At 66.1% G+C, this 23,750-nt stretch carries 22 protein-coding genes and 1 tRNA gene; 6 read left to right on the top strand and 17 right to left on the bottom strand.

Translation table 11 applies throughout. The features are described from left to right. The first annotated feature begins 333 nt into the window (after positions 1-333). From fdxA to AC1DP9_RS02230, 3 genes are all read left to right on the top strand, one after another. Entirely contained in the window at positions 334-657 is a 324-nt protein-coding gene (gene fdxA / locus AC1DP9_RS02240; RefSeq protein ID WP_092290086.1) for a ferredoxin FdxA, read from the top strand. A gap of 86 nt (positions 658-743) precedes the next feature. Then, complete coding sequence (locus tag AC1DP9_RS02235; RefSeq protein ID WP_092290087.1) at positions 744-1,847, top strand: NAD(P)/FAD-dependent oxidoreductase; 1,104 nt, start codon at positions 744-746, stop codon at positions 1,845-1,847. Positions 1,848-2,090: 243 nt separating this feature from the next. After that, a tRNA-Asn gene (locus AC1DP9_RS02230) sits at positions 2,091-2,166 on the top strand. A 76-nt stretch (positions 2,167-2,242) separates the two neighbouring features. Here the strand turns inward: AC1DP9_RS02230 and AC1DP9_RS02225 are convergent. Both AC1DP9_RS02225 and AC1DP9_RS02220 read right to left on the bottom strand, forming a co-directional pair. Then, positions 2,243-3,241, bottom strand: a complete 999-nt coding sequence (locus AC1DP9_RS02225; protein WP_477106496.1) for a lipase secretion chaperone — start codon at positions 3,239-3,241, stop codon at positions 2,243-2,245. Positions 3,242-3,246: 5 nt separating this feature from the next. Continuing rightward, on the bottom strand, positions 3,247-4,170 hold the full coding sequence (locus AC1DP9_RS02220) for an esterase/lipase family protein (protein WP_092290091.1): 924 nt from the start codon (positions 4,168-4,170) through the stop codon (positions 3,247-3,249). Positions 4,171-4,656: 486 nt separating this feature from the next. Here AC1DP9_RS02220 and rpsU point away from each other — a divergent pair, with 486 nt between their 5' ends. Next, entirely contained in the window at positions 4,657-4,869 is a 213-nt protein-coding gene (gene rpsU, locus AC1DP9_RS02215) for a 30S ribosomal protein S21 (protein WP_029044331.1), read from the top strand. Between the two features lie 63 nt (positions 4,870-4,932). Here the strand turns inward: rpsU and AC1DP9_RS02210 are convergent, their stop codons facing one another. Next, entirely contained in the window at positions 4,933-5,550 is a 618-nt protein-coding gene (locus AC1DP9_RS02210) for a LysE family translocator (protein WP_477106495.1), read from the bottom strand. Between the two features lie 41 nt (positions 5,551-5,591). After that, positions 5,592-6,122, bottom strand: coding sequence for a PaaI family thioesterase (locus AC1DP9_RS02205; RefSeq protein WP_092290095.1), 531 nt, complete (start codon positions 6,120-6,122; stop codon positions 5,592-5,594). A gap of 127 nt (positions 6,123-6,249) precedes the next feature. On the opposite strand from AC1DP9_RS02205, the gene nodI reads away from it, so the two are divergent. Beyond that, positions 6,250-7,143, top strand: coding sequence for a nodulation factor ABC transporter ATP-binding protein NodI (gene nodI / locus AC1DP9_RS02200; protein ID WP_369823373.1), 894 nt, complete (start codon positions 6,250-6,252; stop codon positions 7,141-7,143). Between the two features lies 1 nt (position 7,144). Beyond that, on the top strand, positions 7,145-7,999 hold the full coding sequence (locus tag AC1DP9_RS02195) for an ABC transporter permease (RefSeq protein ID WP_092290099.1): 855 nt from the start codon (positions 7,145-7,147) through the stop codon (positions 7,997-7,999). A gap of 56 nt (positions 8,000-8,055) precedes the next feature. Here the strand turns inward: AC1DP9_RS02195 and AC1DP9_RS02190 are convergent, their stop codons facing one another. The 13 genes from AC1DP9_RS02190 to asd form a co-directional block, all read right to left on the bottom strand. Continuing rightward, positions 8,056-9,264 (bottom strand): O-succinylhomoserine sulfhydrylase, encoded by a 1,209-nt coding sequence (locus AC1DP9_RS02190; RefSeq protein WP_092290101.1) that lies wholly within the window; start codon positions 9,262-9,264, stop codon positions 8,056-8,058. 24 nt (positions 9,265-9,288) lie between these two features. Then, a complete protein-coding gene (gene purF / locus AC1DP9_RS02185) occupies positions 9,289-10,818 on the bottom strand; it encodes an amidophosphoribosyltransferase (protein WP_092290103.1) in 1,530 nt (509 codons plus the stop codon). 85 nt (positions 10,819-10,903) lie between these two features. Beyond that, a complete protein-coding gene (locus AC1DP9_RS02180) occupies positions 10,904-11,401 on the bottom strand; it encodes a CvpA family protein (RefSeq protein WP_092290105.1) in 498 nt (165 codons plus the stop codon). Between the two features lie 47 nt (positions 11,402-11,448). Beyond that, a complete protein-coding gene (locus AC1DP9_RS02175) occupies positions 11,449-12,192 on the bottom strand; it encodes an SPOR domain-containing protein (RefSeq protein WP_477106494.1) in 744 nt (247 codons plus the stop codon). 50 nt (positions 12,193-12,242) lie between these two features. Continuing rightward, a complete protein-coding gene (gene folC, locus AC1DP9_RS02170; protein ID WP_092290109.1) occupies positions 12,243-13,553 on the bottom strand; it encodes a bifunctional tetrahydrofolate synthase/dihydrofolate synthase in 1,311 nt (436 codons plus the stop codon). A gap of 84 nt (positions 13,554-13,637) precedes the next feature. Continuing rightward, complete coding sequence (gene accD / locus AC1DP9_RS02165; protein ID WP_092290111.1) at positions 13,638-14,510, bottom strand: acetyl-CoA carboxylase, carboxyltransferase subunit beta; 873 nt, start codon at positions 14,508-14,510, stop codon at positions 13,638-13,640. A 193-nt stretch (positions 14,511-14,703) separates the two neighbouring features. Beyond that, the gene (gene trpA / locus AC1DP9_RS02160) at positions 14,704-15,501 is read right to left on the bottom strand and encodes a tryptophan synthase subunit alpha (RefSeq protein ID WP_441644002.1); all 798 of its coding nucleotides are present in this window, start codon (positions 15,499-15,501) and stop codon (positions 14,704-14,706) included. A gap of 8 nt (positions 15,502-15,509) precedes the next feature. Beyond that, complete coding sequence (locus AC1DP9_RS02155; RefSeq protein ID WP_092290121.1) at positions 15,510-16,394, bottom strand: DNA-methyltransferase; 885 nt, start codon at positions 16,392-16,394, stop codon at positions 15,510-15,512. After that, a complete protein-coding gene (gene trpB, locus AC1DP9_RS02150; protein WP_477106493.1) occupies positions 16,394-17,587 on the bottom strand; it encodes a tryptophan synthase subunit beta in 1,194 nt (397 codons plus the stop codon). The genes AC1DP9_RS02155 and trpB overlap by 1 nt, the downstream gene beginning before the upstream one ends. A gap of 102 nt (positions 17,588-17,689) precedes the next feature. Then, positions 17,690-18,436, bottom strand: a complete 747-nt coding sequence (locus tag AC1DP9_RS02145; protein ID WP_092290126.1) for a phosphoribosylanthranilate isomerase — start codon at positions 18,434-18,436, stop codon at positions 17,690-17,692. Continuing rightward, positions 18,423-19,244 (bottom strand): tRNA pseudouridine(38-40) synthase TruA, encoded by an 822-nt coding sequence (gene truA / locus AC1DP9_RS02140; protein WP_477106492.1) that lies wholly within the window; start codon positions 19,242-19,244, stop codon positions 18,423-18,425. Before truA ends, AC1DP9_RS02145 begins: the two co-directional genes overlap by 14 nt. 132 nt (positions 19,245-19,376) lie before the next feature. Next, entirely contained in the window at positions 19,377-22,214 is a 2,838-nt protein-coding gene (locus AC1DP9_RS02135) for a motility hub landmark protein FimV (RefSeq protein ID WP_477106491.1), read from the bottom strand. Positions 22,215-22,496: 282 nt separating this feature from the next. Continuing rightward, positions 22,497-23,633 carry an aspartate-semialdehyde dehydrogenase gene (gene asd / locus AC1DP9_RS02130; RefSeq protein ID WP_477106490.1) on the bottom strand — a complete coding sequence of 379 codons (1,137 nt, stop codon included), beginning with the start codon at positions 23,631-23,633 and terminating at the stop codon, positions 22,497-22,499. Between the last annotated feature and the right edge of the window lie 117 nt (positions 23,634-23,750).

Here is a 23,750-nt window from a genome sequence, read left to right as displayed (position 1 = left end):
AGCCCCCGGGCCACACAGGGGAATACTAGTCCGTTGTGGGCCTTTCGTGGCGCAACAGGCGGTTGCGAGGCCGATTCTGGGCCATTTTTGGCCGGTTCGCGCCCAAAAGCACATAAAGAAATAAGAAAACTATCTGACCCGGCTATATAGACTCGCTATCCTTGCGGGAAGGCTCGGATACAATATCGGTCTTTGAAAGGCCACGGCCCCCGTGCGCCCCGACTTCCACCGATTGACATGCGCGTGCGCGCGTGTCCGGCGGCCGGGCGCGGCGGCACCACAAGTGGCCTGAACTGTTTCCCATCGAAGACCGATCCGCTTTTTGGAACCGAAATGACTCACGTTGTCACCGAATCCTGCATCCGTTGCCGCTACACCGACTGCGTTGATGTGTGTCCGGTCGATTGTTTCCGCGAAGGCCCGAACTTCCTGGCCATCGACCCTGACGAATGCATCGACTGCGCCGTGTGTGTGGCCGAGTGCCCGGTCAACGCGATCTATGCCGAGGAAGACGTCCCCGGCGATCAGCAGAATTTCATCGATCTGAACGCCGAACTGGCTCGTTCGTGGCCGTCCATCACCAAGACCAAGGCCCCGCTGGCCGAGGCCGAGGAATGGAAGGACGCCACCGACAAGCTGCAATACCTGCAGCGCTGAGCCCGGCAACACCACAACAAGAAAGCCGCCCCACGCGCTTTCCGCAATACCGGGCACAGCGTGCCCACAAACGTATCAGGACGAATATGGACTTGAGCATTCCAAATCCCGTGGCCGACGCGACCCAGCAGGCCGGCGGCAATCCCGGCGGCCAGCCGCTGGAAATCGACGCGCTGATCGTTGGCGCCGGCCCCGTTGGCCTGTTCCAGGTCTTCGAACTGGGTCTGCTCGAAATCAAGGCGCACGTGATCGACTCGCTCAAGGTAGTGGGCGGCCAGTGCGTGGAGCTGTACCCGGACAAGCCCATCTATGACATCCCGGCCGTGCCCATCTGTACGGGCCAGGAGCTGACCGACAACCTGCTCAAGCAGATCGAGCCGTTCGAGCCCACGTTCCACCTGGGCCAGGAAGTCGCCGTCGTGGAGCGCCGCGAGGACGGCCGTTTCTTCGTCGAGACCTCGACCGGCACGCGCTTCATCACCAAGACCATCTTCATCGCCGCCGGCGTGGGTTCGTTCCAGCCGCGTACCGTGAAGGTGGAAGGCATCGACAAGTTCGACGGCAAGCAGCTGTTCTACCGCGTGAAGGATCCGAGCCGCTTCCACGGCCGGAACCTGGTCATCGTGGGCGGCGGCGATTCCGCGCTGGACTGGACGCTGGACCTGGTTGGCAAGGCTGAATCGGTGGTGATGATCCACCGCCGCGACGGCTTCCGCGCCGCGCCGGCATCGGTCGCCAAGATGAAGGAACTGTGCGAACAGATGGAGATGCAATTCCTGGTGGGCCAGATCAGCGGCTACGAGGAACGCGACGGCCTGATGACCGAAATCAAGGTCACGGGTGCCGATGGCGTCACCCGCCGCCTGCCGCTGGACGACCTGCTGGTGTTCTTCGGCCTGTCGCCGAAGCTCGGCCCGATCGCCGAGTGGGGCCTCGAGCTCGAGCGCAAGCAGATCAAGGTGGATACCGAGAAGTTCCAGACGAACATCCCGGGCATCTTCGCCGTGGGCGACATCAACACTTACCCGGGCAAGAAGAAGCTGATTCTGTCGGGCTTCCACGAGTGCGCGCTGGCCGCGTTCGGCGCCGCCCCGTACATCTTCCCCGAGAAGAAGATCCACATGCAGTACACGACGACTTCGCCGAAGCTGCACAAGATCCTCGGCGTGGAATCGCCGGTGTTCGACTAAGCTTGTCGAGTGCCGATGCAGAAAGACCGCCCTCGGGCGGTTTTTTTGTTTGCACAAATCGAAAAGCTCGCTATAATGCGGCCTCGCTGTCGAACACGATACGCAGCAATCGGCGGAAACGCCCGCTGCAGGCCGGTTTCGAGGCGAACCAGAGTTTTTGCAGCAGCTTTCGATGGATAATAAAACGTTGAAAAGTTGTTGACGAAACGAAGAGAGGCTGGTTATAATTTCCATCTCAGCTGTTCCCCGATAGCTCAGTTGGTAGAGCGCCGGACTGTTAATCCGTAGGTCCCTGGTTCGAGCCCAGGTCGGGGAGCCAAGAAATACAGAAGCCAGCAGGTTAGCGCCTGCTGGCTTTTTTGTTTTCTGCTTGCCCTTCGCAGCACCCTCCCCTCTCAGTAGTTTCCCAAACCCCGGACCCGCACGACCTCGGTGCCGCTGAAGCGCCTGGCGACGAGTTCATCGATCGCGCGCGCCTGGGCCTCCGGCGCGAGACTGCTGTCCGCGCGTATCGCATCCCGCTCTGCCTGATAGCTCACCAGACGTTGCTTCCAGTGGGCCTGCTGCTGGTCGAGCGCGCGGAATCGCTCGGCGGCCTCGGGGCCGAAGCGCTCGGTTCGCAGGCGGTCGATCGCCTCCTGGCTGGCACCGCTTGCGCGCAGTGACTCGGTGTCCTGCGCCAGCTGCGAAATCTTGCGCGTTTGTGCCAAAGGCCGGGACAGCGACTCGGGTAACTGCTGCGCCAGCGCATCGAGACGCTGCTTGCGCTCATCCGGGCTCAGCGTGTCATCCGCCAGGACCCGGCGCTGCTCGACGGTATAGCGATCCAGCGATTCCTGCTCGGCGAAGAAGCCCTCGGCCATCACTTGACCCAGATGCTGACGGCGCAACAAGGCGAGGGTCTGATAGACGCGTTCAAGATCGCCGGGCGATTGCGACGGTAGTTGCACGTGGGACGCCGCCTCGAGATAGGTCATATAGCGATCGAACGCCGCCATGACTTCGTCTCGCGCGGTTGCTGGCGTGGCCTGCTCCAGCAGCCACGTCCGGAGGCTCTCCCGCACGCCAGACAGCCGCGCGGGATCCCCCTCGGCCATGCCGATCATGTGGTGAAACAGGTTCTTGAGCTTGCGATTGAAGATCAGACTGCCGTTGCGATCGAGGTCGACCCCACCGTCGACTGCCACGCCCCGCAGGTGGGACGGAATCGGCAAGGAAGCAGCCGTCGCGTCATCGTCCGATGCCACCTGCCCCATCGCTGGGGGCACGGCGGCATCCGTCGTCGCAACGGGTGTGGCGGGCGGCGATGCCGAGTCGGCTGGCAGCGACCGGATCGCCACCACGGCCACCACCGCAACGACGGCCCCAGTCATAGCGAGCGTACGGATGCCCATACCGATTACAGCCCTGCTTGCTGCAGCCGGTTGGCGTGCTGGCGATAGATGGTGATCGGATTGGTCTCGAACACGTTGCTCAGCCCTGCCARCTGGTTGATCTCGTCRAGGTGGTTGAGGTGATAGGCCTTGATGAACTGGCCGAGGTGCATGCTGCAGGTAGGGATCGCGCCATCACTGGTCTCGGTGTTCGCCGCGTTGAGGGCGATCAGTGCGGCGTCGCTGGCATCCGCGCCGTTGGTCACCACGCGGTCCCCGCCCCACGAGTAGTAGCGCACCCCGTTGGCGACGGGCGCGCCGGTGCCGCAGTATGTGCTGGGAAGCCCACCCGGGAACTGGGCGTTGAGCGCGCTCATGCCGGGCGTCGACAGGGAGGCCAGCGCCGCTGCCGAACTCTGTGGCTGGCCGCCACCCGACAGCAGGTCGATCAAGGTGCCGACAGCCGTCGTGACGCTGTTCACCACGGACTGGCTGAAATTGCCGAGGCCATTGGCGGCGTCGGCGAACGGCACCCCCCAGTTCGGCGCGCCGACCGCCGTGACCGATGCCACCAGATCGGGGCGCACGCCGGCCACATAGCGGGAGGTCGGCCCGCCATGGCTGTGGCCGATCAGGTTGACCTTCTCGGCGCCCGTGGCGGCCAGGATCTGCTGGATCTGCTCGAGCGCCTGCTCGCCGCGCGTCTCGGTGCTGTTGACCGCCGACACCTGCAAGACATACACGTCGGCGCCATCGGCCTCCAGCGCCAGCGGAATGCCGTAGAAGTAGCTGTAGAAGCCGGCGAGGCTGTCCCAGCCGCCCCAGCCGTGGATCAGGACAATCGGATACTTGGTCGTGGTGTAGCCGGCATGTGCCGGGCTGGACACCGTGAACAGGCACCCGAGTATGCCCAGCGCGCATGCGCTCTGACGCAGCAACTTGCGAATCATGGCCCTTCTCCTCGTCTTGTTGTGGTTAGCGAGAATCCATGAAAGCACAGCGGCAGCCTTCGCCTGCCCCCTCGCGGCGGGTGGACTGGAGGTGGCCGGGGCCCCTCCATCGGCGCCATCCATCCCACCTTCGCACGTCCTATCGGGCACTTTTCCACGCATTTTTCGCGGATATGCGGCCCGTGCGCGCCTTCATCTTGACTCCGGGCTCGTATACCTGTAAAAGCTTACCGGCGTATCATTTGCGCAATATCCAAGGAAACAGGTATCTCGCCAAGTTTTTTACTACGTAGGAAAATTTGGCCCTTCACCCCTGACACTGGCAGTCCGGACCCCGGTCCAAGCTTGCAGGTTCGACGGGGGCGCACCTCGGCATTCGCCGCAGCGTGCAATACCACCGTCGCAGAAGGCTCCGGAGCCCCACAGCGACGACGTTTCCCCCTCGTATGAACCCGCCGCCCCGCGGCATTCCCTCAAAGGACTGAGTTGACTAAGATCGTTCTGAAGCCGGGTGAACCCGTTGAAGTTGCAATGCGTCGTTTCCGTCGCGCCATTCTGCAGACTGGCCTGATCGTGGAACTGAAGAGCCGTACCGCCTACGAAAAGCCGACGACCGAGCGCAAGCGCAAGAAGAAGGCTGCCGAGTCGCGTCTGCGTAAGCGTCTGCGCATGCAAATGCTGCCGAAGAAGCTCTACTGATTCGCGCATTGCATAAAAAACCGCCAGCATGCTGGCGGTTTTTTTTCGTCCCAATTCACCCCATCAAGTGCGCGTGGCGATCAGCGCGCCGGCCCCGATCAGGGTGATGCCGCCGGCACGTTGCACATTGGCCTGCGCACGGCGCGTGGTCAGCCGGGTGGCCAGGGAGCGCGCCAGCAGCGCGTAGACCATGGCGTTGGCGCTGGCCAGCACCACGAAGGTCGGGATCAGCACCGCAGCCTGCGGCCAGAACGCCTGATGCGCGTCCAGGAACTGCGGCACGAATGCCACGAAGAACACGATGCTCTTCGGGTTCAGCGCCGTCACCAGCCACGCCTTGGCGAAACGCTGCCCCGCGCTGCCTGCCTGCGCCGGCACGTCGAGCGCGCTGGCACGGCTGGCCGAGCGCAACGCCTGCACACCCAGATAGACCAGATAGGCCGCCCCGGCCCACTTCAGCGCCGTGAACAGCGTGGCCGAAGCCGCCAGCACCGCGCCCAGTCCGGCCATCGACAGCGTGAAAGCCGTCAGATCCGCCGCCGCTACCCCGGCCACCGTGGCAAACGCGCTGCGGCCTCGGTGGGCGAGTGCATCGCCAATCACAAGCAAGATCGTCGGCCCCGGAATGACCAGCAGCACCAGGCTCGTCAGCGCGAACGCCAGCCAGTGTTCAAACGTCATGATGTTCTCCTTGTTGTTGTTGGATCTGGGTCGCGCCCCGCTCAGACCGGCAGCGGAAATACCAGGCACGTGGTGGTGGCGTAGGCGTAGAGCTTGCCCTGCGCGTCCGTGAGCCGCCCTTCAGCAATGCCGATCTGGTTGGTCAGGCTCACGACGTTGCCCTCCGCGCGCACAGGGCCGGTGCTACTGGTCAGCGGGCGCACGTAGTTCACCTTGAGTTCCAGCGTCGTATAGCCCTTCCCGGCCGGCAACATGCTGTGTACGGCACATCCCACGCAGGAATCGAGCAGCGTGGCCGCGTAGCCGCCATGCACGGTGCCGAGCGGATTGTAGTGCTCCGGCCCCGGCGTGCCCTGGAACACCACGCGGCCCGCCTCGAACGCCACCGGCACAAAGCCGACCAGATTGCCGATGGGGATGCCCGGCAGCTTGCCAGACAGGATATCGTCGAAAAACTCCGCCCCGGAGCGCGCGCGCAGCTGGTCGCGCGTAATCAGCCCCACCGGTGCCAGTTGTGCCCGAACACGCTCCTCGTCGGCCTGCCACTGGGCCAGCACTTCTTCCACACTCATCTTGTCTCCCCTGTCATCGCGGAGGATTGGCCCCGCACTCCGGAACGATACCCGCAAACCGGCATAATGGCGGGATCGCACTCACCGGGCCTTCGCCTTGACTGCTGCTACCCCTCCCATCCTGCAGATGCGCAACGTGCGCAAGCTGTATGGCGACACGGTCGTCGTCGACAACCTCGACCTCGAAGTCCAGCGCGGCCAGTGTTTCGGCCTGCTCGGCCCCAATGGCGCCGGCAAGACCACCACGCTGCGCATGCTGCTGGGCCTCACCACGCCGGCCTCCGGCACGCTCATGCTGTGCGGGGAGCCGATTCCGCAGCGGGCGCCACAGGCGCGCATGCGCGTGGGCGTGGTGCCGCAGTTCGACAACCTCGACCCGGATTTTTCCGTGATCGAGAACCTGCGCATCTTCGGGCGCTATTTCGGCCTGTCATCCGCCGAGATTGCACGGCGCGTGCCGATGCTGCTGGAGTTCGCGCGGCTGGAGAACCGGGCCGACGCGCAGGTACGCGACCTCTCCGGCGGCATGCGCCGCCGCCTGACCGTGGCGCGGGCACTGATCAACGATCCGGACCTGCTGGTCATGGATGAGCCCACCACCGGCCTGGACCCGCAGGCGCGCCACCTGATCTGGGAGCGATTGAAGTCGCTGATCGCGGCGGGCAAGACCATCCTGCTGACCACGCACTTCATGGAAGAGGCCGAGCGCCTTTGCAATCACCTTTGCGTGATCGACGGTGGCCGCAAGATTGCCGAAGGCAAGCCCCACGAACTGATCGACCGGGAAATCGGCTGCGATGTAGTGGAGGTCTACGGCGACGAACTGGAGCCGCTGCGCCAACGCGTGACGCCGCTAGCCGAACGGACCGAGATGCGGGGCGAGACGCTGTTCTGCTACGTGCGCGAACCGGGCCCACTGCTGGCCGCGCTGCACGGGAATGGCAGCGTGCGCTACCTGCACCGGCCGGCCAACCTTGAGGACGTGTTCCTCAAGCTGACCGGCCGCGACATGAGAGACTGAAATGAGCGAACAGGACCCCCGCACGCCCGACGTGGCGGCCACCGTGCCACGCCCCGCGCCGCCACCCCGCCAGCACTATCCCCAACCGCTGCTGCCACGCAATGCGCGCAACTGGATGATGGTCTGGTATCGCAACTACATGGTGTGGAAGAAGCTCGCCATTCCGTCGATGATCGGCAACCTGGCCGACCCGATGATCTACCTGTTCGGCCTCGGCCTGGGGCTGGGCCTGCTGGTCGGGGAGGTGCACGGGGTGTCGTATATTGCCTTCCTGGCGGCGGGCACCACGGCGTCAAGCGTGATGATGTCGGCGAGCTTCGAGTCGATGTATTCCGCGTTCTCCCGCATGCACGTGCAGCGCACGTGGGAGGCCATCATGCATGCCCCGCTGACGTTGGGCGACGTGGTGCTGGGCGAGATCCTCTGGGCGGCCAGCAAGGCCGTGCTGTCCGGCGTGGCGATCATGCTGGTGGCGGGCGCGCTCGGCTACGCGCAGTTCCCGGGCGCGCTGGCGGCGCTGCCGGTGATCGTGCTGGCGGGCATCGCCTTCGCGAGTCTGGCGATGATCGTCACGGCACTGGCGCCGAGCTACGACTTCTTCATGTTCTACCAGACGCTGGTGATGACGCCGATGCTGCTGCTCTCGGGCGTGTTCTTCCCGTTGGAGCAATTGCCGGCCGGCGCCCAGGCCGCGACGCAGGTCTTGCCGCTGGCCCACGCGGTGGCGCTGATTCGCCCCCTGATGCTGGGTCGTCCGGTGGAACATGGGGGATTGCACCTGGCCGTGCTGGCGGTGTACGCCGTGGCCGCGCTGCTGGTGGCGCTGGTGCTGCTGCGGCGCAGGATGCTGCGCTGAGGGGTACGCCCTCTCCCGGCACCGGGAGAGGGGTTAAAACGATACGACTTACTGGCTTACTGGCCGAGCCCGCGCAGCAGGTCGGCCTTCAGGTCGACCACCGATTCCAGTCCCACGGACAGGCGGATCAGCCCTTCGGTGATGCCCGCCGCCGCCTTCGCTTCCGGCGCCACGCGGCCGTGCGTGGTGGTGTACGGATGCGTGATGGTCGTGCGCGTGTCGCCGAGGTTGCCCGTGATCGAGCACACCTTCGTGCTGTCGATCACGCGCCAGGCATTGGCGCGCTGCTGCTCGGGCGTGGCGCCCTTCAGCTCGAACGAGACGATCGCCCCGCCGCCGCTCTGCTGGCGCATGGCGATGTCGTACTGCGGGTGGGACTTCAGCGCCGGGTGGTACACCTTGGCCACGGCCGGGTGCGACTCCAGGAACTCGGCCACCGCCAACGCGCTCTGCGAATGCCGCTCCATGCGGATGGCCAGCGTCTCCATGCCCTTGAGCATCACCCACGCATTGAACGCGGACAGCGTCGGGCCGGCCGTGCGCACGAACGGGAAGAGCTTGCCCATGATGTAGTCGTGCTTGCCGACCACCGCGCCGCCCAGCACCCGCCCCTGGCCGTCGATGTGCTTGGTGGCCGAGTGCACCACCACGTCCGCGCCGAACTTGATCGGCTGCTGCAGCGCCGGCGAGCAGAAGCAGTTGTCCACCACGAACAGCGCGCCCGCATTGTGGGCGATGTCGGCAATCGCCGCGATGTCCGAGACCTCGGTCAGCGGATTCGACGGCGTTTCCAGGAAGAACAGCTTCGTATTCGGGCGCACGGCGGCGCGCCACGCGGACAGGTCGCCCGTGTCCACGTAGGTCGTCTCCACGCCGAACTTGGCCAGGATCGTGTTGAACAGCGTCATGGTCGAGCCGAAGATCGACCGCGAGCTGACCAGATGGTCACCCGATTGCAGCGACGCCAGCGCCACGGAGAGGATCGCGCTCATGCCCGATGCCGTGGCCATGCACGCCTCGCCGCCCTCCAGCGCCGCCAGCCGCGACTGGAACATCGACACCGTGGGGTTGGTGAAGCGCGAGTACGTGTAGCCCTCTTCCGAGTTGGCAAACCGCTCGGCCGCCTCTGCGGCGCTGTGGAAGCAGAAGCTCGAGGTCAGGTACATCGCCTCGGAGTGCTCCATGAACTCGCTGCTGCGCAGCGTGCCGGCGCGCACGCCGAGGGTATCGATGCCGAGGGACTCTGGTTGGAACGGTTCGCTCATGCTGCTGGCTGTCTTCTGATCGGATTAATCGTGGTTGCCCGAGCGCTGCAGATGCAGTTGCGAGCGCTCCGTGTCGGCATTGGTGCCGTCGCGGTCAGCCTGGCTGCGCGCCGTCTCCAGGCGCACCAGGTATTCCTCGTCGATATCGCCGGTGATGTAGCGGCCATCGAAGCACGAAGCGTCGAAGTCGCGCAGCGCCGGATTGATGTCGCGCACGGCCTGCTTCATCGCTTCCACGTCCTGGTACACGAGCTTGTCGGCGCCGATCATCTGCGCCACTTCCTCGTCGGTGCGGCCGTGGGCCACCAGTTCGCTGCGCGTGGGCATGTCGATGCCGTACACGTTCGGGTACTTCACCGGCGGCGCGGCCGAGGCGAAGATCACCTTGTTTGCGCCGGCGTCGCGGGCCATCTGGACGATTTCGAGCGAGGTGGTGCCGCGCACGATGGAATCGTCGACGATCAGCACGTTCTTGCCCTTGAACTCCACGCCCATGGCGTTGAGCTTCTGGCGTACCGACTTCTTGCGCACGGCCTGGCCCGGCATGATGAAGGTGCGGCCCACGTAGCGGTTCTTGAAGAAGCCCTCGCGGTAATCCACGCCGAGCGAGTTGGCCACCTGCATGGCGGCCGGGCGGCTCGAGTCGGGAATCGGCATGACCACGTCGATGTCGCCGGAGGACACTTCGCGGCGGATCTTCTCGGCCAGGTAGTCACCCATGCGCAGGCGCGCGTCGTAGACGGGCACGCCATCGATGCACGAATCCGGGCGGGCCAGGTACACGTACTCGAAGATACAGGGCGTCAGCACCGGGTTCTCGGCGCACTGCTTGCTGTAGAACTTGCCGTCCATGTCGATGAAGATGGCCTCGCCGGGCGCCACGTCGCGCTCCATGCGATAACCCATGCCTTCCAGCGCCACGGATTCCGACGCGATCAGGTATTCCTTGCCCGTCGGGGTGTCGACGCTGCCGATGCAGAGCGGGCGGATGCCGAACGGATCGCGCACAGCCAGCAGGCCGTAGCCGGCGATCTGGGCGGTAATCGCATAGGCACCCTTCACGCGGCGATGCATGCCGGAGACGGCCTTGAAGATCGCCTCGGGGTCCAGGGACAGGCCGTCGCTGCCGCGCTGGAGTTCGTCGGCCAGCACGTTCAGCAGCACTTCGGTGTCCGAATGCGTGTTGATGTGGCGACGGTCGCGGCGGAACATCTCCTCGCGCAGCTGTTCCGAGTTGGTCAGGTTGCCGTTGTGGGCCAGGATGATGCCGTACGGCGCGCTCACGTAGAACGGCTGGGCTTCTTCCTCGCTCGAGGCGGAGCCGGCCGTCGGGTAGCGCACCTGGCCGATGCCGGACGTGCCCGGCAGGCCGCGCATGTTGCGGGTGCGGAACACATCGCGCACGAGGCCGTTGGCCTTGTGCATGTGGAAGGTGCTGCCGTTGGCCGTGGCGATGCCAGCTGCATCCTGTCCGCGGTGTTGCAACAGCAGCAGGCTGTCATAGATCAATTGGTTGACAGGGCTGGTGGAAACCACGCCGACGATACCGCACATGCCGCACTCCCAGGAAAGGCAACTTTGATTCAGGGGCGCGGTCCCGGCTGCAATCCGGTAGGAGGCGTCGGGACCCGCGTTGACTTCAGGTCTTTACATACTTGGCCAGGTCCGGCGGCAGCCATTGCCGCAACTCGTCCATGGCCTGCATCACATAGGGGCGCGACACCGCGTCGCGCCAGAATTGTTCTTCCGGCAGCTTGGTGAGCCCGGCCAGCACCACGACCAGCATCACGATCAGCACGCCGCGCGCGAGGCCGAATACCAGCCCCAGGCCGCGATCCGCGGGCTTCAGGCCCGTGGTTTCCAGCAACTGGCCGAGGATGGCGCCGGCCAGTGCCGACACGATCCAGGTACCCAGAAACACTGCGAGGAAGCCCAGCGCACTGCGCGTGAGCTGCCCGCCGGGCAGCGTTTCCGGCATCCACTGGGCTGCCATCGCGCCGAAGTGGTAGGCCAGCAGGAAGGCCACCACCCAGCCCACCAGGGCCAGCACCTCGCGGACCAGCCCGCGCAGGATGCCGATCAGGCCCGAGGCCACGAGGATGAAGGCAACGCCGTAATCGAAAAAAGTAAAAGCCATGCGTCTGGCGCTTGTTCCTGGCAGATGACCCGTCAGATGGGGGCGATTTACAGTTCCACCACCTTGGAGGTCAGGCCGACGGCCCTGACCTTCTTGTCGGCCGCATCGGCGGCGTCACGATCGGTGAACGGGCCGGCGCGCAGCAGGATCCGCTCGCCGTCGGCAAGCGTCTTTTTCTCCACATAGGCCGGCACCTTGCTCGCCTTGAGCTTGGCCAGCCAGTTCTTCGCACGCTCTTCGGACGAGAACGCGCCAATCAGGATCATGAACTTGCCGCTGCCGGTGGCCTTGTCAGCCGGCTTGTCGGCGGGCTTGGTCTCGGCGACCTTGGTATCGGGCCTGGCTTCTGGCTTGGCATCGGCACGCGGCTTGTCGGCCGCGGCTGGCGCGCTGACGAGTTCCTCGCCGGCGTCCAGCGCGGCGTCATTGCGCGTGGCGGACGGCGTGGGTGGCAGCGGATCGGCCTTGCGCGCCTCCACCTTCGGTTTCTGCGTAGCGCCCTGCCCGTTGGCTACCTTGACCGCCACGTCCTCCGATACCGGACGGGGCTTGTGTTCGAAGACGATAGGCAGCACGATGACCGCCGCCACAAGCAGTACCACGGCGCCAATCAGGCGGCGCCGCGCGCGTTGCTTCTGCGGGAAGTCGGGGTCGAGGGTGTCGTCGGCGTATTCCTCGTTCAACCGGCGCGACGCGCCGACGCCAGCGCCCACATCCGCGCGCGTACGACGACCGCGCTCCGGTGCCGGATCAGAGCCCTTGCGGGACGAGAACAGCGAAAGCAGGCCCATGGATGCCGATGCCTAGAGAGTGATTCGGTGCGATGTCATTCCGGCGGCGATCAATTCGCCTGCGTGGCGCGATACGCGAGCACGCCGGCCACCGTATAGAACGACCCGAAGACCAGGATTCTATCATTCTCGGTCGCTCTCTCGATGGCATCGCGATACGCCAATTCCGGACTGGAGAAGCACGCGGCCGTATTGTCCGGGCCCTCGCGGAAGCCGCCTGCCTCAAGCTGCTCGCGCAGGTCCGCCGCGCTGGCGGCGCGGTCGGTGGGCAGGTCGCAGAAGCACCAGTGGTCCACCTTGTCCGCCACGTGGCTTAGTACGCCGGCAATGTCCTTGTCTGCCATCGCCCCGAACACCGCGTAGGTGTAGCGAAAGAAGCCCATGTTCTCGAGGTTCTGACCCAGCGTGGCGGCTGCATGTGGATTGTGCGCCACATCGAGAATCACCGCCGGACGGCCCGGCATCACCTGGAACCGGCCCGGCAATTCGACGAAGGCGAGCCCGTTACGCACCTCCTGCGCGCTCACCGGCAGGCGCGGACGCATGGCCTGCAGCGCCGCGAGCGCCGCCGAGGCGTTCAGCAGTTGGTTGGCGCCGCGCAGCGCCGGGTAGCCCAGGCCGTTCAGCTTGCGGTCCGGACCAATCCAGTCCCATTGCTGCCGTTCCTGCCCCTTGGCCGCCTGATGGTGGAAATCGCGGCCCACGAGCCACAATTCCGCGCCGATGGCTTCCGCATGGTCGATCAGCGATTTCGGCGGCATCGGGTCGCCGCAGATCGCCGGCACGTTCGGGCGGAAGATGCCCGCCTTCTCGAAGCCGATTTTCTCGCGCGTGTCGCCGAGGTACTGGGTATGGTCGATGTCCACGCTGGTGATGACCGCGCAGTCCGTATCGATCACATTCACCGCGTCCAGCCGTCCGCCGAGGCCCACTTCGAGGATGATGGCGTCGAGCCCGGCCGCCGCGAAGGCGTGGATGATGGCCAGCGTGGTGAATTCGAAATAGGTCAGGCTGACCGGATCGGCAAAGCTCGTGCGGGCGCGCTCGACGGCTTCGAAGTGCGGCAGCAGCTGCGCGTCCGTGGCCATCTCCCCGTTGATGCGCGCGCGCTCGTTGAACGTGATCAGGTGCGGCGAGGTATGCATGCCGACCTTGTAGCCGGCCTCGAGCAGGATGCACTCGAGCATCGCGCATGTCGAACCCTTGCCGTTGGTGCCGCCCACGGTGAAGACCACCGCGTCGATGCGCAGGCCCAGCGCTTCCTTGACGCGCGTGATGCGGGTCAGGCCCATGTCGATGCCCACGGGGTGGGCGCTTTCCAGATGGGTCAGCCAGTCGGGGAGATTGTGGAAGATGGGCATGGGAAAACCAGATTCAAAACTGGAAAAACAAAATGGCGCGGGTGGGGGCACCCGCGCCATTGTCCTGCATTCACACGAATCGCGTCAGGCTACCGCGTCCGCCGGTTGCTTCTGCAGCAGCGCCAGCAGTTGCGCCAGCTCGGCGCGCAGCTTGCGACGGTCGACGATCATGTCGATCGCGCCCTTCTGCAGCAGGAACTCGGCACGCTGGAAGCCTTCCGGCAGTTTCTCGCGCACGGTCTGCTCGATCACGCGCGGGCCGGCAAAGCCGATCAGCGCCTTGGGTTCGGCAATCACCACGTCGCCCAGGAAGGCGAAGCTGGCCGAGACGCCGCCCATGGTCGGGTCCGTCAGCACGCTGATGAACGGCAGCTTGGCGTTGGCCAGCTGGTTCAGCATGGCCGTGGTCTTGGCCATCTGCATCAGCGACAGCAGGCTTTCCTGCATGCGCGCGCCGCCCGTGGCGGTAATGCAGATAAACGGCACCTTCTGCTCGAGCGCCGCCTGCGCGCCGCGCGCGAAGCGCTCGCCCACCACGGAGCCCATCGAACCGCCCATGAACTCGAACTCGAAGCAGCTCACCACCACCGGAATGGTGTGGATGGCACCGCCGATGACGACCATCGCATCGGTCTCGCCAGTCTCTTCCATGGCGGCCTTGATGCGGTCCGGGTACTTCTTGGTGTCCTTGAACTTCAGCGCGTCCACCGGCACGATTTCCTGGCCGATTTCATAGCGGCCTTCGGCGTCCAGCAGCGCGTCCAGCCGCTCGCGCGAGCGGATGCGCATATGGTGGTCGCACTTCGGGCAGACGTGCAGATTGGCCTCGACGTCGGTCCGGTACAGCGTGGACTCGCACGCCGGGCACTTGACCCACAGCCCTTCCGGAATGCCCTTGCGGGTGGAGGGGTCGGTCTGTTGAATCTTGGGAGGCAGGAGTTTATCCAACCAGCTCATGAAAGCTCCTTACGGATAGCCGCCGCCCGCGCGCCAGCCTGCATGCGCAGGCGCTGACGGTGAGACGGCAGGGAATCAGGCCGCGAATTTACCATGCCGGGCCGGTCTGGCCGAAGCAAATCGCATCGATTGTGATACATCGATCACAATCAAGCCATGTCGATGTCGGCATGGCGTCACGTTTTGCCGTGGCTCAGGCGTCCAGGGCCCGGCGGATTTCGGCGATGAAGTCGCGCAGCGCGGTCACTGCCTGGTCGCGCGGGGCGTCTTCCAGCAGTTGCACCAGACGGCTGCCGATCACCACGGCGTCCGCCACGCTGCCGATGGCGCGCGCGGTCTGGGCATCGCGGATGCCGAAGCCCACGCCCACCGGCAGGTTGGCGTGGCGCTTGATCAGCGGCAGGCGGCTCGCCACGCTTTCCAGGTCGATCGTGGCCGAGCCGGTCACGCCCTTCAGCGACACGTAATAAAGATAGCCGCTGGCGACCTTCGCCACCGCCTCGATGCGCGCATCGGTGGAGGTCGGGGCGAGCAGGAAGATGGGATCCATCTCATTGGCGCGCATCAGGGCGGCAAACGCCTCGCACTCCTCGGGCGGATAGTCGACCACGAGCACGCCGTCCACGCCAGCCGCGCGGGCGGCCTTGGCGAAGGCCTCGTCGCCCATCCGCTCGATCGGGTTGGCGTAGCCCATCAGCACGACGGGCGTGCTGGCGTCGGTTTTTCGGAATTCTGCGACCCAGGCGAGCACCTGCGTCAGCGTCACGCCCTGCGCGAGCGCCCGCTCGGATGCGCGCTGGATCACCGGGCCGTCGGCCATCGGGTCCGAGAACGGCACGCCGAGTTCGATCACATCGGCGCCACCGGCCACCAACGCGTGCATCAGGTCCACGGTCAGGCCGGGCGCCGGATCGCCGGCGGTGATGAACGGAATCAGGCCCTTCTTCTGCTGCGCGGCCAAGGCCGCGAAAGTCTTCTGGATGCGGGACATGTCAGGAATTAGATAAGGCGTTGGACGGCGGCATCGGCTTCCGCGGCATCGTCATTGGCGGCGGGTACTGCGGGTTGAACCGGATCCGGCACGGCGGGCGTGACCAGCGGGATCGCCGCCTCCACCCGCTGGCGCACCAGTTGCGCGTACTCAGGATTCATCTCATAGCCGACGAAGCGCCGGCCATGGCGCACGCAGGCCACGGCGGTGGTGCCGCTGCCCGTGAACGGATCGAGCACGAGCCCGCCCGGCGGGCAGCTCGCCAGCACCATCCGCTCCACGATCTCGAGCGGCTTCTGGGTCGGATGGTCGGCGCGCTCGGGGTCCTGGCGATGGATACGAGACACGCTCCACAGGTCCTTCGGGTTGTATCCCACCTCGAGCCACTTCTTGCCCTCGAAGCGCGGCCGGCTGCGCGCCTTCTTGGTCTCGGCGTCGTACGGAATCCGTACCGGGTCGAGGTCGAAGTAGTAGTCGCGCTGGCGGGCGAAGAAGCCGATGTTGTCATGCACCGACGAATACTTGCGCGTGGTGCCTCCCATGCTCGGCACGCGGCGGTCCCAGATGATCTCGTTGATCATGGTCAACCGTTGCTTGAGCATCACGAACAGCTCGGGCGAGTACTGCCACGTGCAGAACAGGTAGAGCGAGCCGCGCGGCGCGATTTTCGGCACGATGGCGTCCATCCACCGCTCGGACCATTCCAGGTAGGCCTGGCCCGAGAGGCGGTCGGAATCGTTGCCGTAGTCCTTGCCCAGCCCATAGGGCGGGTCAGCCACGACGAGATCGATGGAGCCGTCGGGGATCTTGGAGATCCCTTCCAGCACGTCTTCCTGATAGAGCCGCAACGCGGAGGAGTCCAGCAGGTCGGATTCGGGAGGCAGCACTTGCATCAGAGCTTCAGCCCCGCACGTTCGGCCACGGTGTGCATGTCCTTGTCGCCCCGTCCGGAGAGGTTCACCAGCAGTAGCTTGTCCTTCGGCAGCGTCGGCGCCAGCTTGCAGGCGTAGGCGATGGCATGGCTCGACTCCAGCGCCGGGATGATGCCCTCGATGCGGCAGCAGTCATGGAAGGCCTTGAGCGCCTCGTCGTCGGTAATCGGCACGTACTGCGCGCGGCCGATGTCCTTGAGCCACGCGTGCTCGGGACCCACGCCCGGGTAGTCCAGGCCGGCCGAGACCGAATGGGTCTCGATGATCTGGCCGTTGGCGTCCTGCAGCAGGTAGGTGCGGTTGCCGTGCAGCACGCCCGGCGAGCCGCCGGTCAGCGACGCCGCGTGGCGGCCCGTCTCCAGGCCGTCGCCGGCGGCTTCCACGCCGATCAGCTGCACCTCGGGATAGTCGATATACGGATAGAAGATGCCCATCGCATTGGAGCCACCGCCCACGCACGCGATGACCGCGTCTGGCTGACGGCCGGCCAGCTCCGGCATCTGCACCTTGGCTTCCTCGCCAATCACGCACTGGAAGTCACGCACCATCATCGGGTACGGGTGCGGGCCCGCCACGGTACCGATGATGTAGAACGTGGATTCCACGTTGGTCACCCAGTCGCGCATCGCTTCATTGAGCGCGTCCTTGAGCGTGCGCGAGCCGGACTCCACGGGCACGACGGTGGCACCGAGCAGCTTCATGCGGTAGACGTTGGCGGCCTGACGCTGCACGTCCTCGGCCCCCATGTAGACCACGCATTCCATGCCGAAGCGCGCGGCGATCGTCGCCGTGGCCACGCCGTGCATGCCGGCGCCGGTTTCGGCAATCACGCGCTTCTTGCCCATCTTGCGGGCCAGAATCGCCTGACCAATCACATTGTTGATCTTGTGCGCGCCGGTGTGGTTCAGGTCTTCGCGCTTGAGGAAGATCTGGGCCCCGCCGAGCGTCTCGCTCCAGCGCTGCGCATGGTAGATCGGCGACGGGCGGCCGACGAAGTGCTTCAGCTCGCGCCGGTATTCGGCGTCGAACGCGGGATCGTTCTGGGATTGCGCATAGGCTTCGCGCAGCTCGTCCAGCGCGTGAACCAGCGTTTCGGAAACGAAGGTGCCGCCATAGGGGCCGAAATGGCCACGGGAATCGGGCAAGTCGTACATGTCCAGGCTCTCAGGATGGCGCACCGGCCCGGTTCGGGCAGGGGCGCTGAAATTCGGGGATGCGGCCGGCAGGCGGCGGGAACGGGTCCGGGAGGCCCCGGGTCACCCTGCTTCCGCCATGCGCACGGCACGCACGAACGCGGCAATGCGGGCGTGGTCCTTCACGCCCTTCGACGCCTCCACGCCGCTGCTCACATCCACGGCGTAGGGGCGTACGCGCTCAATCGCGCCAGCGACGTTTTGCGCGTTCAACCCACCACTCAAAACGATGCGAGGAGCGCCGTTTGCGTTCGGGCTGCCCTTGGGGGGCACGGAGGGTGCCGGCTGCGAGGTGGAAACCAGCGCCGGATCGGTCGGAAGCCATTGGCCGGGAATCAGGGTCCAGTCGAAGACGTGGCCGCCACCGCCATAGCCTTCCACGAAGGCATCGAGCAACAGGCCGGCGGCGTCACGGTATTGATCGGCGAATTCTACCAAATCGAGCCCCGGACGAACACGGGCCGCACGCATGAAGGGCAGCCGGCAGCGCCGGGCGATCTCCGCGCACTGCTCGGGGGTCTCGTCACCGTGGAACTGAAGTAGCGTCAACGGCACCCGCTCCGCCACGTGGGCCACTTCCTCGGCATCGGCATTGACGAACAGGCCAACCACCGAGACGAACGGCGCGACTCGCTCGGCCAGTGCCGCCGCGCGCGCCACGTCCACATAGCGCGGGCTGCCGGCGTAGCAGACCAGGCCGATGGCGTCGGCGCCGGCATCCACGGCGGCGCGTACGTCGTCCTCGCGGGTCAGGCCGCAGATCTTGACGCGGGTGCGGCCGGGCATCTGGCTGAAATCAGGCGCCGTCATCGGTAAAGACTCCGTGGAAGAAGCTCGCGGACGGGTCCGCGGCGGGCAGCCGGTACGGCTCAGGATACTTCACGCCGGCCAGGTAGAGGCCATCGGGCATGAAGGTGGGCGCAGCCAGGCGGCGGTCGCGGCCGGCCAGCACTTCGGCCATCCAGCTCACCGGATAGCGGCCCCGCCCTACCGCTACGAGGGAACCCATCAGGTTGCGCACCATGTGGTGCAGGAAGGCGCTGGCGCGGAAGCGCAGGAAGACCCAGTTGCCGTCGGCCTTCAGGGTCACGTCGTACATCGTCTTGATGGGCGACTTGGCCTGGCATTCGGCGGCGCGGAAGGCCGAGAAATCGTGCTCGCCCAGCAGGCAGCTCGCGGCGGCGCGCATGGCGTCCACGTCGAGCTGCTGGCCCGGCGGGAGCATCAGGTAGCCGGCGCGGCCATGCAGCATTGGCACGCGGTGCGGGCCGGTGTAGAGCGCGTAGTAATACTTGCGCTCGAACGCCAGGAAGCGCGCGTGGAAGCCCTCGTCCACCGGCTCGGCCCATTGCAGGGCGACCGACGGCGGCAGGAAGGCGTTGATGCCGCGCACCCAGGAAAACTTGTCGCGCGAGAGTTCGGTATCGAGATGAATCACCTGCCCGAGCGCATGCACGCCGGCATCGGTACGCCCCGCCACCGTGGTCAGCAGGCGAGTCCCGGCAAAACGCTCGATGGCGTCTTCCAGATGGTCCTGCACGGTATTGCGGTGCGGTTGCGCCTGCCAGCCCGAGAAGGCCGACCCGTCGTACTGAAGCCCGATGGCGATGCGATTCATGGATCCCAAAAGAAAATGCGCCGGAAGGGACGCTTCCGGCGCATCGCTTCGGGCCGCAACGGCGTGGCGCCGTGCAAGCCCTCCATCATACCGGCCTTTGCAGGCCGTTTTCCGACGCGTGACCGCTACCGGTCAGGCCACCTCGCGCAGCAGCGTGCGCGCTTCGGCCTGGAGCGGGTCTTGCGACTGATCCACCACTTCCTGGAGTAGTTCGCGGGCCCCTTCCTTGTCGCCGATCTCGATGTAGGCACGGGCCAGGTCGAGCTTGATCTGCATGTCGCGGCCGCCGTCCATGCCGTTGGCGGACAGGGTGCTGGCGGACACGCCGTGGGTGGTGTCACCACCGCCCTCGGACGTCACGCGACTCAGGTCGATCGGCTCGGCCAGACGGCCGTTCTGCAGCATCGTCGGCGCCGGGAGCGGCACCGAGTCGGCCAGCGGGTCGTTGCCCGCCGACTTGCCGGCGCTGCCGGGGTTCAGGTCGAGCGAGATGCCCGACATGTCGAACTCCAGCGGACGCGAACGCGTCGGGGTATCGAGCGCCGGCACCTCGGCCAGGTGGCGGCTTTCCAGGTCAGCCGGCATGTCGAGGCCGGTGTCGTGGCTTTCGTCGAGTACGTCATCCAGACGTGCCACCGGTTCCGCTTGGAATTCGTTACCGAATACCAGCGAGGCCGACTCCGGTGCCACGATGGGCTCCCCCGGCGCGGGCGCCGGGAAGGCGTCGAGCGGCAGCGCCAGATCCGCCATGGCGGGCTCGCGCGGCGGCTGCTCGAGGTTGTGCGCGGGGTCCTGCGTGCGCCATTGGTCCGCGACCGGCGTGGTGGTATCCACTTCGGCCGTGGCGTCCGGCGCTACCGACAAATACAAGGCATTGCTCGGGTCCAGCTTGCGACCCATTTCGGCGGCCTGCAGCCAGTCCGCGCCTTGCCCGCCCGTCTGGGCGAACATTTCTTCTGCAATCACTCGGAAACCTTCCACATCCTGGCGAGTGTTGTAAATCTCCAGCAGCTTCAGGCGAATGGCCTGACGCTCCGGGCTCTGTTGCAGCGCTTCGCGCAGGATTTCTTCGGCCTGCACGTCGCGCCCGTAGGCGATATACACCTCCGCCTCGGCGATCGGGTCCACCTCGGTAGCTTCCGGCGAGTTGTTGCCGATCCGGAAATCGGCGCCGAACACGCTGTGCTGCGAGGTATCCACGCTCTGGCCGCCGGCGGTGCCGAACAGCGAATGGCCACCGGCCATCACCGTGCTTTCCTGCGACAGGATGCTGTCGCCGAAGCCGCCGTTGTCAGCGGTCTTCTGCTTCTGGCGGCGACGATAGACGGCATAGCCGCCCAGCAGCGCGACCAGCAGACCGGCGCCCGGCAGCAGCATCGGGTTGCCCAGCAGTTCGTCCAGGAACGAGGGCTCCGGTACCGGTGCGGGCTGCACGCGCGGCGCGGGCTTCTTCACGGCCACAGGGGCGGAAGCGGCGGCGGCCGGGGCGGGTGCGGCGGCGTCTGCCTGCGGCGCCGAAGCGGCGGCCGTTGCAGCCACAGCGGCTGCGGCCGGCGCGGCGGCATCGGCTGCGGAGGCCGGTGCAGCTGCCGTGGCGGCCGGAGCCGGCGTCGGCGTGGCCGTGCTCGTCGCGGCAGTCGCCGTGTCAGCGGGCTTGGCCGGCTCGGCGGGCACCACGGTCGGCGCGGTGCTGGCCGCCGGCGTGGCCGGCGCAGCAGCCTGGGCCGGAGCCGCCTTGGCCTGGTTCAGCTTGGCGATCTCGGCATTCTTCAGCTCCATCAGGCGCTGCATGTCCGTGACGTTCTTCTCGAGCTGGGCCAGCTTCGACTCGGCGTCCTTCAGCTTGCGCTGCGAGGCCACTTCGGCTTCGGCCTGGGCTTGCGCCTTGGCCTGCGCGGCGCGGTCTGCCTTGCTCAGCTTCAGTTCGTCGCGCGGACCGGCGGCGGGCACCGTGGTGTCCTGCACGCGCGCCGTCACGTTGCCGGACTGCTCGCGCCCCGAGCCCGCTTCCACGGACTTCGCGGCAGCGGCGGCGGCCAGACGGCCGCGGTAGCTGTCGAAGCCCTGCGTGCGCGCCACAACCTCGCGGCGAGCTTCGCGCGGGCTGACGGACTGCGCCTGCTGGGCGCTCGGCACCTTCAACACCGCGCCGGACTTGATCCGGTTGATGTTGCCGCCGATGAATGCATTCGGATTATTCCGATACAGCGCGAGCAGCATCTGCTCGAGCGACACGTCCTGGCCCTGCGCGGCATCGCCGGCAATGCTGGACAGCGTGTCGCCGCGCTGGATCGTGTATGGCTCGCCGGCGGCAGCGCCGTCGGTCGATGCGGGGGCCGCCGGGGCGGCGGCGCGGCGCGGCTGGCGCGGGGCCGGAGCCGGGCGAGCGGCCTCCGACGACGCGGCGGCCGGCACCGGCGCGGCGGGCTTGGCCGCCTGCGCGGGGGCCTCGGCCGGGGACGCATCGGGCGTAGCCGCCTGCACCACCGTGGTCGGGGCGAAGCTCTGGTTGGACTTCGCGCCCGCCGGATCGAGCAGGAACGTGTAGGCGCGCGTCACCTTGCCGCTCGACCAGCTCATGTCGACGAGGATGTCGACGAACGGCTCGCTGATCGGCTGGTTGGAACGGACGGTTGCCACATAGGTGCCGTTGGGGCGCTGCTCCACCTGGAGTCGCACGCCGGACACGGCCGGCAGGTACGTCAGCCCTGCCCTGGCATAGGCGGCCGGCGAGGCAAGCTTGACGTTGAGACTGTCCGCTTCCTCGGCCGAAACGCCGCTGATATCGATTTCAGCCTGGAGCGGTTGCCCCAGATTGGACTGTACCCGTAATTGTCCGAACCCCGCGGCGTACGCGGCGGGCTGCATCAGCAGCAAACCGAGAGCCGTGACGGCCAGCGTTGACCAGCGCTGACGGACAGTAGGCGCATCTTTCCGGCGATGTAGGCTCACACTCACCTCGTGCTCCATTTATGTTTCTAGTAGCGAAAAATAAACCCGACCCAAATGCCTGGCAGGCGGGCGGACGGCCGGTGCGGACGAAAAAAACGTCGTGCCCGATTGTCTCACCCCTTCGCCGCAATGACGCGACGGTGACCCCTTGGCCAGGCGAATGCCGGCTGTATTGTGACGCAAGCCTGGGAAAAATAGGGGTCCGAACGTAACAACGCCGCGCTGGGGCGCGGCGTTGGCAGGAAAGCGGCGGATTCTGTTGCCTCCCCGCAACGAATGCCGGGGAGACTCAGTACCTGCTTACTTCTCGATCAGAATGCGCAGCATACGACGCAGCGGCTCGGCGGCGCCCCACAGCAGTTGGTCGCCCACCGTGAAGGCCGAGAGGTACTCGCCGCCCATCTGCATCTTGCGCAGGCGACCCACCGGAATGCTCAGCGTGCCGGTCACGGCAGCCGGGGTCAGGTCGGTCATGCTCGCTTCGCGCGTGTTCGGCACCACCTTGGCCCACGGGTTGTGGGAGGCCAGCATGCCTTCGATCTCGTCCAGCGGCACATCCTTGCGCAGCTTGATGGTCAGCGCCTGCGAGTGGCAGCGCATGGCGCCAATCCGCACGCACAGGCCGTCCACGGCGATCGGGGTGGCCCCGGTCGCGCCCAGGAAGCCATCGCCGCGACCCAGGATCTTGTTGGTCTCGGCGCCGCCCTTCCATTCTTCGCGCGACACGCCGTTGCCCAGATCCTTGTCGATCCAGGGAATCAGGTTGCCGGCCAGCGGCACGCCGAATTGCTTGGTTTCGTCCGCCGACAGGCCGTGCTGCGTAGCCAGGATGGTGCGGTCGATCTCGAGGATGGCCGAGGCGGGGTTGTCCAGCAGCGGCTTGACCGAGGCGTTCAGGGTGCCGAACTGCGTCAGCAGCTCGCGCATATGCTGCGCGCCGCCGCCCGAGGCCGCCTGGTAGGTCATGGAGGTCATCCACTCGATCAGGTCGTTCTCGAACAGGCCGCCGAGGCCCATCAGCATGCAGCTGACCGTGCAGTTGCCGCCGATGAAGTTCTTGACGCCCTTCGAAAGTGCATCCTTGATCACGTCGTTGTTGACGGGGTCGAGCACGATGATCGCGTCGTCCTTCATGCGCAGCGAAGACGCCGCATCAATCCAGTAGCCGCTCCAGCCGGCCGCGCGCAGGCGCGGGAAGACATCGCTGGTGTAGTCGCCGCCCTGGGCGGTGAGCACCACGTCGCACTGCTTCAGTGCGTCGATGTCGTTGGCATCTTTCAGCGTGGTTTCGTTCTTCGCCATGGCCGGGGCCTTGCCGCCGGCGTTGGACGTGCTGAAGAAAACGGGCTCGATATGGTCGAAATCGCGCTCTTCCTGCATGCGTTGCATCAGGACGCTGCCGACCATTCCTCGCCAACCGACGAGACCTACAATCATGACTTACCTCGGATGTGATGAGTACTTCCCCGCCATTTTCCTCGCCCRGCGTACGCTGCGCGGGGAAGACGGGCAGGCACGACGAACGATCTTAGGGGATCGTTTTGGTAGTAATGG

It is taken from the genome of Cupriavidus sp. 01L43 (assembly GCF_056399925.1).
The sequence above is the reverse complement of the archived record's forward strand: the minus strand, read 5'-3'. Positions and strand labels throughout refer to the sequence as shown.

Coding starts and splice junctions, on each gene's coding strand:
- fdxA (WP_092290086.1), top strand. CDS start 334: ATGACTCACGTTGTCACCGAATCCTGCATCCGTTGCCGCTACACCGAC.
- AC1DP9_RS02235 (WP_092290087.1), top strand. CDS start 744: ATGGACTTGAGCATTCCAAATCCCGTGGCCGACGCGACCCAGCAGGCC.
- AC1DP9_RS02225 (WP_477106496.1), bottom strand. CDS start 3,241: ATGGGCATCCGTACGCTCGCTATGACTGGGGCCGTCGTTGCGGTGGTG.
- AC1DP9_RS02210 (WP_477106495.1), bottom strand. CDS start 5,550: ATGACGTTTGAACACTGGCTGGCGTTCGCGCTGACGAGCCTGGTGCTG.
- AC1DP9_RS02205 (WP_092290095.1), bottom strand. CDS start 6,122: ATGAGTGTGGAAGAAGTGCTGGCCCAGTGGCAGGCCGACGAGGAGCGT.
- nodI (WP_369823373.1), top strand. CDS start 6,250: ATGCGCAACGTGCGCAAGCTGTATGGCGACACGGTCGTCGTCGACAAC.
- AC1DP9_RS02195 (WP_092290099.1), top strand. CDS start 7,145: ATGAGCGAACAGGACCCCCGCACGCCCGACGTGGCGGCCACCGTGCCA.
- AC1DP9_RS02190 (WP_092290101.1), bottom strand. CDS start 9,264: ATGAGCGAACCGTTCCAACCAGAGTCCCTCGGCATCGATACCCTCGGC.
- purF (WP_092290103.1), bottom strand. CDS start 10,818: ATGTGCGGTATCGTCGGCGTGGTTTCCACCAGCCCTGTCAACCAATTG.
- AC1DP9_RS02180 (WP_092290105.1), bottom strand. CDS start 11,401: ATGGCTTTTACTTTTTTCGATTACGGCGTTGCCTTCATCCTCGTGGCC.
- AC1DP9_RS02175 (WP_477106494.1), bottom strand. CDS start 12,192: ATGGGCCTGCTTTCGCTGTTCTCGTCCCGCAAGGGCTCTGATCCGGCA.
- folC (WP_092290109.1), bottom strand. CDS start 13,553: ATGCCCATCTTCCACAATCTCCCCGACTGGCTGACCCATCTGGAAAGC.
- accD (WP_092290111.1), bottom strand. CDS start 14,510: ATGAGCTGGTTGGATAAACTCCTGCCTCCCAAGATTCAACAGACCGAC.
- trpA (WP_441644002.1), bottom strand. CDS start 15,501: ATGTCCCGCATCCAGAAGACTTTCGCGGCCTTGGCCGCGCAGCAGAAG.
- AC1DP9_RS02155 (WP_092290121.1), bottom strand. CDS start 16,394: ATGCAAGTGCTGCCTCCCGAATCCGACCTGCTGGACTCCTCCGCGTTG.
- trpB (WP_477106493.1), bottom strand. CDS start 17,587: ATGTACGACTTGCCCGATTCCCGTGGCCATTTCGGCCCCTATGGCGGC.
- AC1DP9_RS02145 (WP_092290126.1), bottom strand. CDS start 18,436: ATGACGGCGCCTGATTTCAGCCAGATGCCCGGCCGCACCCGCGTCAAG.
- truA (WP_477106492.1), bottom strand. CDS start 19,244: ATGAATCGCATCGCCATCGGGCTTCAGTACGACGGGTCGGCCTTCTCG.
- AC1DP9_RS02135 (WP_477106491.1), bottom strand. CDS start 22,214: ATGGAGCACGAGGTGAGTGTGAGCCTACATCGCCGGAAAGATGCGCCT.
- asd (WP_477106490.1), bottom strand. CDS start 23,633: ATGATTGTAGGTCTCGTCGGTTGGCGAGGAATGGTCGGCAGCGTCCTG.